The organism is Nostoc sp., assembly GCF_036917155.1.
Taxonomy (GTDB): Bacteria; Cyanobacteriota; Cyanobacteriia; order Cyanobacteriales; family Nostocaceae; genus Nostoc.
Genome location: NZ_JBALDZ010000237.1, coordinates 127,164 through 141,023, shown reverse-complemented (window position 1 = coordinate 141,023; position 13,860 = coordinate 127,164). Strand labels below are relative to the sequence as shown.

Sequence of the window (13,860 nt, the reverse complement as noted above, 5' to 3'; positions counted from 1 at the left end):
AAGGGTAAAAGAAGACATCCTGGCTGTACCAAAGAAGACCAATCAATTTTATACCCGCGATTTCTAATTGCCTAGTCTAACTCTCTGGGGATTCATCGTACCTCTTTAAGAGCATCAACTTGCTTGGTAAACAACTCAGTGAATAAACTAAGCACAGTCCGTTCTTCGCGCACTTTTATATTGGCACTGATGGACATACCTGATTGCAAGGTGACGTTTTTACCCTTAATTACTAAAGATTGCTTATTTAATGAGACTTTTGCTGGAAATCTGTAAAACTGATGGGTTTGGTCTGGTGGTAATGCGTCTGAACCTATGCCAATTACTTCTCCTTTGATATCACCAAACTCGCTGTAAGGAAAGGAGTCAATTCTGACATCTACCTTCATACCTTTTCGCACAAACCCAATATCTTTGTTAGTGATGAAAACTTCAGCTATATAGCTTTCATTGGGGACAATTTGCAGCAGTTTTGTAGTCGGAGTTGCTACAAATCCAGGGTTTTTTGCTTGTAAATCGAAAACTGTCCCAGCTACAGGCGCACGGAGTTCTTGATATTTAACGTTTAATTGTGATTGAGATATTTTACTATTGACATCTGCCAAACGCTGCTCATTATCCAGCAAAACTTTCATGAATTGGCTATCGATTGTGGCAATACGCTGTTTGTTATCAGCTATTTTATCCAAAATATTTTTATCAGAAACAGCCACCGTATTGCTTGCTTCTTGTTGTCCTTTTTTTATATCAAACTGGAGGCGTTTTAGTTCTTCACCTAGTTGTGCTACTTCCGCCGTACGGTTTTGTACTTCTTGTTGCTGGTTGAGATACTGAAGTTGAGAAATGCCACCTTCTTCTGCTAATATCTTCAGCTTCTCTAAAATTCCCTGTTGAATAGCTAAACTTGCTTTACTATCTTCAAGTTTAATTTGGTTTTGAGTAAGTTGTTTTCTAGTTTTTTCTACTTCAAATAGTGCCGCTGAAGAACGAGAGTCTAATTCTTTTTTGGCAACTCGTAGAAGTTGTTGTTCATCAATCCCCAGTCCAGAATCTTGACCAGAGTTTTTTAATTGAGTCCGAAATAATTCATTTTCTGCTACTAAGGCAGCCCGACTTTTTAACAGAAAAGCAGTTTCTTGTGGCAAATTACCGCGCAAATATAACAATTCCGATCCCGTGGCGGTACTTGCACCCATCAATCGACGGTAAATCTGGTTTTCTTTCATTAATGCAAGACGAATTTTATTCAAAGAATTTAATTCGGCAACAGAAGCAATAGAGTCAAAAGTTAGTAATAAATCCCCTGGCTTAACTTCTTGTCCATCTTTAACATTAACTGTTTTCACCACTCCACTAACAGGAGCCTGAACTTCTTTGACTGTTCCTTGCGGCTTTAATTGTCCGGTTGCTGGCACTACTTGCTCAATTTTTGCAAAATAAGTCCAAGCAATTCCAAAACAGGCTAGTCCCATGAGTGTAACCATGATTGTACGCGACCAAATTGGAGATTGGCGCAAGACAATAGATTGCTCAAATTCCTGAGTGCTTGAGTTATTTAAAGACTGTTGAGCAGCTTTCTGTTGTTTTGTGAGTACCTGTGAATCTTGCTTCACTCCGTTTTTTTGATTGCCGTTTTTCTGATTGCCGTTGAGGTGATTGCCATTAAGTTGAGTCATAACGATTTGGGATTTTAGATTTGGGATTTTTTGTAGGGTGGGCAATGTTTCCCGATGCCAAAAACCTTTGCCCGCAGTTAATGACGTAATTACAAGTTCACATCTTGTTGCTGATACAGGTAAGAATAATGACCTTTAAGAGCCATTAGTTCTTGATGGCTGCCTTGTTCTATAACTCTGCTATTATCCATGACAACAATCATGTCTGCATTACTGACGGTGTTCAGACGGTGGGTAATAAAAAATACTGTATCACCTTTGAATGCTTTGGCTAAATTGAGACATATTTGCCGTTCTGTGGGATAATCTAATGCACTGGTTGCTTCGTCTAAAACTAATAACTTTGGTCGTTGTAAAACTGAACGAGCGATCGCAATTCTTTGTCTTTGTCCACCTGAAAGTGCAGAACCCCGCTCTCCCACCCGCGTGTTGTAACCGTTGGGTAAGTTCATGATAAACTCGTGGGCGCACGCAACCTGAGCCGCTTCGATAATTTCTTCGGTTGTGGCATCGGGATTGGTTAGGGCAATATTTTCCTGAACGCTGCCGTCAAACAATAATGTCTCTTGAGGAACTACGCCTATTTGTCGTCGCAGTGAATAAAGTTCCACTTTGGCAATATCATAACCATCAATCAAAATTCTGCCGGACTCAGTTTCGTAAAGTCTCAGCAGTAACTTCATCATCGTACTTTTACCAGAACCGCTTTGTCCGACAATGCCGATAAATTTCCCTGGCGCAAATTCGAGGTTGACATTAGAAAGTTGCAGAGGGCCACTTGTACCAAAACGGAAGGAAACATTTTCGTATTTCACTGCTCCCTTAATGGTAGGTAAGGGTATATTGTAGCGGTCTGTTTCTCCTTCTTGTGGTGTATCAACAATATCGCTTAAACGTTCTAGAGACAAGGCAGTTTCTTGGAAGCTTTGCCAAAGTTGAGCTAAACGTAATATTGGGCTGGTAACGTAACCCGATATAATCCTAAAGGCAATTAATTCGCCTAATGTTAATTGTTGTTGGAGAACTAAATAAGCTCCTACCCACAAAACTAGTAAGCTGCTGAGTTTGTTGAGAAAGTTGCTGGTAGAATTTGCAAGGGTAGAAGTCACAACTGTTTTAAAGCCAGCGGCAACAAATCGGGCGTAACGCTCTTGCCAGGAAAAGCGCGATCGCAATTCGATATTTTGCGCTTTTACTGTTTGAATGCCTGACATCACCTCCACTAAATAAGATTGAGTTTCGGCGTTGCGTTCGGCTTTGGCGCGTAACTGTCTGCTAATGGTGGGAGAAGCAATTAAGATGACAACGATAAACACTGGAATCGTGCTTAAGGCTACCAAGGTGAGTGGCCAACTGTATATCAGCATCACACCGATATAGACCACCGAAAAGAGAGCATCTAACCCCACTGTTAAAGCAGTACCAGTGAGGAATTGGCGGATATTTTCTAGTTCGTTGATGCGAGTGGAAAGTTCACCGACCGGTCGGCGTTCAAAATAGCGTAGAGGTAGACGTAGTAAGTGGTCGATGATTTGCGACCCTAAACCCATATCAATCCGGTTGGTGGTATCGACAAATAAGTAGGTTCGTAAGGTAGTCAGCACTGCTTCAAATACCCCAACTACTAATAGCAAAACCCCCAAAATATGTAGAGTGCCAATACTATTTTGAGTGATAACTTTGTCGATAATTAGCTGGACGACTAGAGGATTTGCTAATGCTGCCAACTGCACGAAAAAGGAAGCGATAAAGACCTCTATCAGAACTCGACGGTGGAGTGACAAATAGGGTATAAACCACCGTAAACTAAAGCGCTCTTGGGGTGTTTCTTTAGTAGCACTGAGTAGTAATACCCTAACTTGAGGCGGAAAGTTGGTTGGATCAACCTCTAATTGTTCAAGCAATTTAGCGGGTTTGCAGCGCACAATTCCAAGGGAAGGCACACCTACAACTACGGTATTGGCGTCAGCTGCATATAAAACGGCAAAACTATCACCATAGCGAATCAGGGCAGGTGTCGGAATGCGCGTTACGGAAGCGACTGGTAGCTCTATTAACTGGGCTTTCAGTCCAATGGACTCTGCCAGGTAAGCAGTAACTTGAAACGATATAGTCCCCTGACGTTTGACTTGCTCAGTTAAGATGCGGCGAACCACCTCTCGACGAAACGGCATTTCTAGGTGCTTCGCAATCATTTGGAAGCAGGCGAAGGCTGAATTTAGTTCTCCTTTACCGCCAAAAAATGGGTATTTTTGTTTTGGCGAATTCTTGGAATTTTGGGGGGCTGTTTGTGGAACTATTTCGTCTGATGCGTAGGGGATATCTAATTTCTCTGTGCTATCTGATGTGGTGTCACTAACCACAAGTTCTATCTCATGACTATCTTCTAAGAGCAAATCTGACGGATGTATACCAACCAACCGCGCGGGGTTTTGACCTATAACTTGGATATTATCTCGATTGTCGTCTGATTCTAGGCGATCGCCAGGTGATAAATTCGTGACTGCACCACCGCCACTTACAAACCAGACGCTTTGGCTATCCAGTTGATTGAATGCAGTTTTTCCGGGAGAGAGGTATTGTACTTTCGCCTGTGGTAAGGCTTTTTCTGTCAGTTCTCTGAGATTTAAGGTAGCGATCGCTTGCTTTTGCCAATAGGAACCGAGAATATCGAAAACTTCTGCCAAATAACTGCGGTTCTTACGAGCTTCGGCAAAGGCTGGGTATGAAGCCAGAAAGCTAAAATATGCTGATGCACTCAAGGTTAAACATACTACTTCGGTGGAAGCGATCGCTGTTTCACAGGAGACATCGCGCAACAAACCAATTTCGCCAATAATTTCTCCCGGTTGCAGTAATTTGAGGGTGATTGGCATTTGCGTTTGGGGGTCGTATCCCAACAGGCGCACTTGTCCCTCATAAATGATGGTGATGCGTTCTGGGAGGCTTTCTTTACCGATGATTTTCTGACCTATGCGATAGCGCCAGGCTTGTAGTTGTTCTGATAAATTAGCGATCGCTCCATCTGGTAAATGATCAAACCCCTCTAGGGTGGTAAGAAATTCGGGAAAAGTACTCTTAATATAAGTCATATCAAACAAATCGAAGGGAAAATGAGGAATAGGCTGAGAATATTACCCAGTATCTCTCTTACTAAACACTGACAGTCTTTGGTTTTATGCCAACAGCAAGACTTATGTGGGATTTAGGTTGCCTAAATTTGTAAAATTACAGAGGTTGTATTTGTCTAATTCAATATCTGTATTCAGTTGACAGGGTTCCTACTGTTATCTATATAAACATAAGACATCTCCAGAAATTAAATATGCGTTACCCAGAATCCTTGTAGAGACGTAGCACTGCTACGTCTCTACATTCATTTTCACCAGATGTCTATAGTATAAATAGATCGAGGACAAGTTATCACTTGGTTAACGCTACATAATTTATACAAGTTTAAAATCAATATTTAGTATTGCAAGTATGCAGGACGGATACTCATCATCAAACCAAGATACAGAAACGCAGTTGTTAAACTTAGCGTCGCCTATTTTTATTTATGATAATCAAACTGAAAGTATCACAGATGTTTTCCTAAGTAAATACCCTAGTTAAGAATTATGTAATAAAAAAAACTTTAAATTTATGAATTATATTTTACAAATTCTTGAATATAGGGATTGACAGTATTATTGATGGCGAAAGATAATGAACTTTCCTTGTTGAATAGTACCCATGACCGATTATGAAAGAATTCTCCATCACTTTGTTGCTAGCTTAATTTAATAAGAAAAGTAAAGGCGAAGATCTTTTGCCCCCTATAGGAATCAACTATTAAATTTATGAAGGAAAAACAAGAACCGCCTTCAGTAAATTTACTAGTTTAATTAACATTAAGTCATTTGCATCGATACGCATAAAATAACCCCATCCCACAGATGGGATGAGGTTGTTCGATTTTGCTAAGTAATTACCCGATTTTAAGCAAGATTGGCACTTAAATTTACTTGCACAATCACATCGTTGTAATCTTTGTCACCACCATTTGGTAAATCCTCAAAACCAAAGGTGTTATTTCCCAACAGATGAATGTGATCTACCCGATCTGAGTTAGCACCCAAGAATGAGAAGTAAACCTTCTTATTGGTATTACCATTGAGAACAGCATCGGGTCTACCGCAATACAGTTCAGTTAAGTATTTCTTTCTTCTCTTTGCGTCCAACTCTTACGAGACGCTGCGCGTTGGCGTCCTTGGCGGTAGCCTGCGGCAAGCCGCTCCGCGTCTACGTTAAAAAAATTGAATTTGACAAAGAGTTTTAGCCTTAACCCAAGCGTATTGGGGTCTACCGTCCACAATAATAAATGGTGCAAACAGCGAATCAGTCGCGAAAGTGCCAGTATAAGTTGCAGAACCTTGGTTACTTACCGTCAAGTCAATGCCTGCAACACGCCCACGCACGGCTGCCTCTGGTCGATAAAGATTCAGGTTTCTACAATAGCTTGTTCTATGCAAACCTTCATTTTTTCTGACAAAGATTTGACATAAGGTTCGTTAAAAATGGAGAAGTGGTTTCCTAGAACATGTTGGATATCCAAACCCCCTAAAGCCAATTCACTCCAACCCATATTTGGATCTTCCTCTTGTCCATTAGTTGCAGGGCGTTCTTCTGCTCGAAATACAGTGACTCGACCTGTATAAGCTTTTGGAACATATTCACTAGCGGCTTGTTTGTTAAAATCTTTAATTTTTACTTGTTTGCGATAGGCATAAGGTAAGATTCGGGACACATTCAGATAAAGTTTAAAAGCAAACTTCTGTAGTCTTTGTTTGAGCATATACTCAAGCCAGCTGCTCTTTCCTTCTATTTGCTGAAGAATGTAGTTAGGCCCAACTTCTAAAAGATTATTCAAATGTCGAGAAATTCGCTTTTGCGTTGGTATTGGTTTGATAGTAGTTTTGCGACAAGTTGGACTACTAGTATCAAATATCGCTAGCAAAGCAACTTTTTGACTTTGCGCCACTAGTTGTCGAGCCATTTCCCAAACTATGAGGCCACCAAAAGAGTAGCCTCCTAAAAAATAAGGCCCTTGGGGTTGGATAGTTTGTATTTCTTTAATATAGTGAGCAGCCATTTTTTCAACCCGAGTAAGGGGAATTTTTTTCCCATCTACACCTCTAGCTTGTAGTGCATAAAATGGCTGATTAGAACCGAGATATTTGGCAAAATCGCGATAATAAAGAACACTTTCACCAGCACCATGAACACAAAATAGAGGTGGCTTGTCACCGTTGGGTTGAAGAGGCACTAGTGATGACCAAGGTAGCCATTCTCCTCTTTTTAGATCAGCTGGATTTTTATCCTCAATTATTAACTTATTGAGTTGTGAATTATTACTTTTTAAAAATCTGGCGATCGCATTTCTCAAAAATTGTTTAAATAATCCCTTAGTCTGCTCACTATTCGACTGGATTGAGAGTTGTTTTTCGCCAAGAAAGCTAGCTAGATTCTCAATAGTTGGGGCTTGTAAAAGAATAGATAGAGGCAGGGTTTTGCCAAATGTCTTTTCAATTTCAGCAAAAAGACGTACTGCAATTAGAGAGTTTCCACCCAAATCAAAAAAGTTGTCTGTTATTCCAATCGGATTAATTCCTAAAATATCTTCCCAAATTTCTGTTAGCTGAATTTGCAATGGATCTTCTGCTACGACAAATGTTTTTTCTATTTTAGAATTAGTTGAATTAAGCGCAGGTAAGGCTTGGCGATCAACTTGACCATTAGCATTCAATGGCAAAGAATCCACTACGACAAAGGCAGAAGGCAACAAATGCTCAGGTAGCTTTTGCTGGAGAAAACTCAGCAATTGCTCATTTCCCCAAGTCTCCCCTTGTTTTTGAACAAGATAAGCAACTAAATGCTTCTCTCCCGGAACATCTTCTTTGGCAATCACCACAGTTTTTTGCACGCCTGGATATTGACCCAAAATTGTTTCAATTTCAGCTAACTCAATGCGAAAGCCGTGGATTTTTACCTGAGTGTCTAGACGGCCCAAAAACTCAATATTGCCGTCACTCAAGTAACGTCCTAAATCGCCACTTCTGTAAAGGTATGCTCCCGATTCACTGCTAAAGGGATTGGGGACAAATTTCTCAGATGTTAAGTCGGGACGGTTAAAGTAGCCTTGTGCAACACCGATACCGCTGATGTAGATTTCGCCAGGAATGCCAATTGGCAGTGGTTGCAATCGCTGATCGAGAATATAGGTTTGGGTATTGGCGATCGCTCTCCCTATGGGAATTTCTGACCTAGTATTACTGGCTTCAGTGGCAGTTTTTGGATCGTAAACTGTGGCGGTTAAAGTTGTTTCTAGCGATCCATAGGCATTCAGCCAGCGTACTTGCTTGCCAACTTTTTCTACCCAAGTTAAATAAGCATTGTGTGAGACTTTTTCACCACCAACCATGACTAAGCGTAAGCTGACTGGCAAGGTTGCTGGAGATAGAGATGGCTCGTTAACTAACTCATACCAAAAAGAAGTAGATAGATTAACAACGGTAATCTGTTGTTGAGCAATGAATGGGAGAAACTGCGCCTGAGATTGGAGAATTGCGGTAGCACCAGCAATCCAAGTGGGGAAAAGTGATTCAATAAAAGCATCGCAACTGATACTAGATACAAGTAGTAGGCGATCGCTCTGGGTCAACTCCCAAGTTTCGCTGATTGCCAAGCTGTGGGTGACAAGATTACGGTGGGTAATGGCTATACCGTTGGGTTTTCCATTGCAGCCGGACACATACATCACACAGGCGAGAGTCTGTTCTGTGGTGTAATATCCTAGATTTTCAGTTGCGTGCAGGGCGATACCTTCCCAATCACTATCCAAACAGATAACTTGTGCCTGCTGCTCAGAGAGTTTCTCAACCAATGAGCTTTGGGTTAACACTAAGGATATTTGGGTATCTTCTAAAATAAAAGCCAGACTATCTTGCCCAGATATTGCAGCTATGGATACGTAAGTTCCCCCTGCTTTCAAAATACCCAATAGCCCCACAATCATCTCTAAGGAAGGTTCTACATTCAGACCGACGAGTACCCCCGATTTTACCCCTAGAGTTTGCAAATAGTGGGCTAGTTGATTTGCACGCTGGTTGAGTTCCTGATAGGTTAGTTGCTGATTTTCAAAACTTACCGCAATATTATTTGGAGTTCTTTTAGCTTGGGCCTCAAACCACTGATGAATACAAGTATTCTGGGGATAATTAGCCTGTTTGCCATGCCAATCAACCAATAATTGATGTTGTTCACCTGCTGTTAACAGGGGTAATTTGGATATCTGCTGATCGGGATTAGCAACAATACCTTCAAGTAAAGTTTTGAAGTGTCCCAACATCCGCTCTATGGTACTGGCATCAAACATTTCGGCATTGTAATCAAATACCATACCCAGTCCATTATCCTGTTCCCGTAAGACCAATGTCAGATCGTATTTGGTCTTGCCATGATAAATGTAGCCAAATAGAGAAGTGATGGTCAGATCAGGTAGTTGCACTGCTCCCATGCCACGACCATTAGACCAAGGAGGATTGAGGGAAAACTTTACCTGAAATAAAGACGAACTACTGCGACTTTGTTGTTCTGGTCTAAGTTCTTCAATTAACCTTTCAAAGGGTAGGTCTTGATAAGTAAAAGCCTCTAAGCAATCCTTACGGACTCGGTCTAACAATTGCCGGAAAGTTGGGTTTCCCGCTAAGTTACTTCGCAGTACAAGGGTATTAGAAAAAAATCCAATCAGCCCTTCGGTTTCTACTTGTCCCCGACTTGCACTGGCAAAGCTAATGAGTAGGTCTTCTTGTGCAGAATAACGGTAGAGCAATAGCTCAAACACTGTCAGTAGAGTCATGAACAGGGTGACACCCCATTTTTGACTCAAGTCTGTCAGGGTATGGTTCAGGGTCTTTGGTAGCAGTAGGGCCGCGCGATCACCTCGATAGGTTTGCACACCTTGAGGACGGGGGTGATCGTAAGGTAACTTAATGATCGGTAAATTGCCTTCTAGCTTTTGCTTCCAGTAGTTTACCTGTGACTCTAAAACCTCTCCCTGGAGCCATTGATATTGCCAATTGGTAAAATCAGCATACTGCACTGGTAAGGGAGTTAAAGGCGAAGGCTGACCTGCTGACAATGCTTTATAGATAGTAGTGAAGTCTTGATAGAACACATCGGAAGAAGCACCATCACAAACTATGCAGTGCATATTCCAGATTAGCAGATGCTCGCGATCGCTCAACTTCAGCAGCAGCACCCGCAAAATCGGCCCATTGGCTAAATCAAAAGGTTGATGAGCTTCTTTAGTTGCCAGTAGGTGAGCTTCCGCCTCTCGTTGTTCATCTGGTACTTGCTGCAAGTCAATTATTGGCAGCGTTAAGGAAACATCGGTGGCAATAACTTGAGTGGGTTTACCATTCACAGCAGGAAAAGTTGTCCGCAACACTTCATGACGACGGACGACTTCTCTCAAACTTTCCTCTAAAACAGCAACATTGAGATTCCCCGTAAAACGCACCACAACGGGCATATTATTTGAGGAACTATTAGGTTCAAACTGATGAAGGAACCATATCCGTTGTTGACCAAAGGAAAGCGGTAAGTTGCCATTCCGTTCACAAGCGACAATTGGGGGAATCTGTGAATTGGCGGCTGTAGTAATTTGGCGCAGAAAGTTGATGATTTCGGCTTTTTGAGTTTTTAACTCGGTGAGCAATTCTGGTGTGAGACTATCTTTTGCCCCCCGATAGCGTAAGCGTTCGCCCTCTAGCCAAAGTTTGACATCGCGCTGACGTAGCTCAGATAGTAGTTCATCTAATGTTTTCATAGCTCACCTTCTTCGTAATCATCAGCTGTTTCACTCTCAGCAGCGTGAACTCCTTGGGTTGCCCAACGCAGAGTCTCCACTCGTTCAGCTAAATCTGCTACCGTTGGTAATTCAAATAAATTGGACATCAGAATTTCTGCTTGCAAGGCTTGGCGCACTCGAGAAACCACTTGAATTCCTAGTAGAGAATATCCACCCAATTCAAAAAAGTTGTCGTAAATTCCAACCTGCTTGACATTAAGAACCTGCGTCCAGATATCTGCAATCTGCTGCTCAATGGGAGTGCGAGGTGCTATATAATTTGCCTCCAGTTCTGGGCGGGAAGCATCTGGCTTTGGCAATGCCTTGCGATCAACTTTTCCATTAGGGGTTAATGGCATAGCTTCTAGTGCCATAAAGATCGTTGGCACCATAAAGTCAGGAAGCTGTTGTTTCAAGAATCGACGCAATTGTGAAATCACTTGCAAGCTATCTTGACCAGTTTCCGCAACTATATAACCTACTAGACTATTCTCGTTAGGAGTGTCTTCTCGAATAATTACAACGGCTTCTTTTACTTCTGAATGTTGTAGAAGTGCGGTTTCAATTTCACCCAATTCTATGCGGAAACCACGCAATTTTACCTGATAGTCGATACGACCCAAGTATTCAATATGTCCATCTGGTAAATAGCGAGCCAGATCTCCAGTTTTGTATAAGCGCGATTTCGGATTTGGGCTGAAGGGATTAGAAATAAATTTCTCAGCAGTCAGATCGGGACGATTAAGATATCCCCTTGCTAGTCCTTCGCCACCTATATACAACTCACCCGATATACCAATGGGAACGGGTTGTAAATGGGAGTCTAAAATGTATGTCTGCGTATTAGCTAGAGGGCAACCAATGTCTATTGCTTTATTTGCCGTTGTCACCTTGTAGCCTGTTGACCAAATTGTTGTTTCTGTAGGCCCGTAGAGGTTCCACAGACAAGCTCCCTTAGGTAATAATTGATTTGCTAGGTCTCTAGGTAAGGCTTCACCTGTGGAAATCATCTTGAGTTGAGGACTACCTTGCCATCCCGCTGCCAGTAATAGCCGCCAAGTCACTGGTGTTGGTTGCATAAAGGTTGCCCCAGAGGTGGTTAGCGTTTTTAACAGTTTAGTGCCATCAGCCGCAACTTCACGGCTTACCAACACCAACTTTGCACCTACAGACAGGGGGAGAAAAATTTCTGAAACGGCAATATCAAAAGATAGGCTAGTAACAGAGAGAAGAGTATCCTCAGCGGTTAAGCCAGGTTCTTGAGCAACGGCATTCAAGAGATTAACAGCACTCTGATGTTGAATTTGAACGCCTTTTGGCTGACCTGTCGAGCCAGATGTATAGATAACGTAGGCTAAGTTATTAGAAGTGATGTTATGTGTGGGGTTATCCAACCCATAATCTTGGGATTGCCAGTTGGTATCAAGGCAAATAATCTTGGCTTGATGGTTGGGTAGCCCCGACTTTAGCTTCTCCTGCGTTAGTAGCACCGACACCTGAGCATCTTGCAACATGAAAGCTAAACGTTCTTGAGGATAAGCATAATCTAACGGTACGTATGCTCCTCCGGCTTTAAGAATGCCTAAAACTCCTACAACCATTTCCAAACTGCGCTCGACACACAGACCAACCAGAACTTCTGGGGCGACTCCTAAGCTTTGGAGATAATGGGCTAGCTGATTAGCTCGCAGATTCAGTTCGCGGTAGCTAATTTGTTCGTCTTCAAAAACTACAGCGATCGCATCTGGAGTTTTCTCTACTTGAGCTTCAAACAGCTGGTGAATGCAAATATCTTGGGGATAAGCTGTTTGAGTATTGTTCCATGTTGCCAATAACTGTTGCTCAACTGCTGGTAAAATTGGCAATTTAGCAATAGTTTGATTAGGGTTAGCAACTATGCCCGATAACAAAGTTTCAAACTCTGCCATCCGGCGGCGGATAGTATCAGCATCAAATAAATTAGTGTTGTACTGACATTCTAGGATAAGTTGACCATGGGATTCCGTAGCATTGATAAACAGTTCAAAATTCTCGAATGCGCGTGGATTAGAGAAAAATTCTACCTCTAACTCGATAAAGGGAAGTTTATCGCTGTCTAAGGCTTGATCGACGTTAAATATAATTGGTACTAAGGGAATGCGACTAGAATCTCGTGGCAATAATAATTTTTTGACCAGACTACCAAAGGTAAATTGTTGATGGTCATAAGCATCTAATACAGCCGATCGCCGCGTTTGCAAGTAGTCGCTGAAAGATTTTTCGCCATTAATTTGGCTACGCAAGGGTAGTAAATTTACACAGTGACCTACGAGATTATATTGCCCCAAAGCCGCTTGTCCGGCGGCTGGAATGCCTACAACCAAGTCGTTTTGTCCTGTTAGACGGTGCAGCCAGACCTCAAATCCTCCCAGGATAGTGGTCATAAAGCTACAACCGAGTTTTGTCCCTAGTTGTTTGAGATTGGCAACTAGTTCGGGATTTAACTGCCAATCTTCGCGGGTAGCGTTAAAGGTTCTGAGTGGTGGACGGGGGCGATCGCTAGGGAAATCCAGTACTGGTACAGAGTCAGCGAATTGTTCCAACCAGTATTGTTCTGTGGCGATCGCTTCTGGACTATCCCTCTCTTCTTCCTGCAAAGTCGCATATTCACTTAAGTAGTCTGGTTCTTCTAATTCAGGAACAATACCCTGTTGCAAGCCAGAATAGAGTTTACCCAAATCTGGCATCATTACTGCCCAAGACCAACCATCACAAATGATATGATGGACTGTCAAAATAGCTCGATGCTCCTGCGGCTGCAATTTGACAATTTTTGCCCGAAATAGAGGGCCATGTTCCAAATCAAAAGGTTGCTCTACCTCTTGTCGCAAGATACTAGCTAATTTTTCCTGTTTATCCTGTGATTCCAGGTTAGAAAGATCAATAATAGGGATTTCAATTTGTCGAGAAGCTACAATGCAGAGTGTATTACCATCCGTGCTAAAAGTTGTCCGTAGTGCTTCATGACGTTGTACTAACTTTTCCACCGCAGACTGGAAAACTTTGACATTAAGTTCGCCTCTGAGTCGCAGAGATTGAGACTCGTTATAAGCACAATTGGCAGCATCTCCCATTTGCACAGAAGCCCAAATTTCTTTTTGTGATTCTGTCGCAGGGGCAGTTAGAAGTAATTCTCCATTTGCAAATGGATCAAAATCAACCGCAGTCAATCTGGATTGGTAATCTACAGGTGATAAGCTCATAAAACTCTCTTATTTTCTCAGTTTATTCAATATTAAATTTAAATTTGTC

At 42.0% G+C, this 13,860-nt stretch carries 5 protein-coding genes and 1 pseudogene; all 6 read right to left on the bottom strand.

Translation table 11 applies throughout. From position 1 onward, the window contains the following. Window positions 1-92: 92 nt before the first annotated feature. The 6 genes and pseudogenes from V7K67_RS32000 to V7K67_RS31975 all read right to left on the bottom strand — a co-directional run bounded on the left by V7K67_RS32000 (window position 93) and on the right by V7K67_RS31975 (window position 13,811). Complete coding sequence (locus V7K67_RS32000; RefSeq protein ID WP_335170024.1) at window positions 93-1,676, bottom strand: HlyD family efflux transporter periplasmic adaptor subunit; 1,584 nt, start codon at window positions 1,674-1,676, stop codon at window positions 93-95. An 89-nt stretch (window positions 1,677-1,765) separates the two neighbouring features. Further along, on the bottom strand, window positions 1,766-4,768 hold the full coding sequence (locus V7K67_RS31995; RefSeq protein WP_335170022.1) for a peptidase domain-containing ABC transporter: 3,003 nt from the start codon (window positions 4,766-4,768) through the stop codon (window positions 1,766-1,768). A gap of 888 nt (window positions 4,769-5,656) precedes the next feature. Beyond that, a pseudogene (locus V7K67_RS31990) lies at window positions 5,657-5,854 on the bottom strand (DUF4114 domain-containing protein); the annotation flags it as partial. A 111-nt stretch (window positions 5,855-5,965) separates the two neighbouring features. Continuing rightward, the gene (locus tag V7K67_RS31985) at window positions 5,966-6,190 is read right to left on the bottom strand and encodes a hypothetical protein (protein WP_334707789.1); all 225 of its coding nucleotides are present in this window, start codon (window positions 6,188-6,190) and stop codon (window positions 5,966-5,968) included. After that, complete coding sequence (locus V7K67_RS31980) at window positions 6,160-10,548, bottom strand: amino acid adenylation domain-containing protein (RefSeq protein WP_335170018.1); 4,389 nt, start codon at window positions 10,546-10,548, stop codon at window positions 6,160-6,162. The genes V7K67_RS31985 and V7K67_RS31980 overlap by 31 nt, the downstream gene beginning before the upstream one ends. Further along, window positions 10,545-13,811, bottom strand: coding sequence for a non-ribosomal peptide synthetase (locus tag V7K67_RS31975; protein ID WP_334729821.1), 3,267 nt, complete (start codon window positions 13,809-13,811; stop codon window positions 10,545-10,547). The genes V7K67_RS31980 and V7K67_RS31975 overlap by 4 nt, the downstream gene beginning before the upstream one ends. Window positions 13,812-13,860 lie beyond the last annotated feature (49 nt).

Coding starts and splice junctions, on each gene's coding strand:
- V7K67_RS32000 (WP_335170024.1), bottom strand. CDS start 1,676: ATGACTCAACTTAATGGCAATCACCTCAACGGCAATCAGAAAAACGGC.
- V7K67_RS31995 (WP_335170022.1), bottom strand. CDS start 4,768: ATGACTTATATTAAGAGTACTTTTCCCGAATTTCTTACCACCCTAGAG.
- V7K67_RS31980 (WP_335170018.1), bottom strand. CDS start 10,548: ATGAAAACATTAGATGAACTACTATCTGAGCTACGTCAGCGCGATGTC.
- V7K67_RS31975 (WP_334729821.1), bottom strand. CDS start 13,811: ATGAGCTTATCACCTGTAGATTACCAATCCAGATTGACTGCGGTTGAT.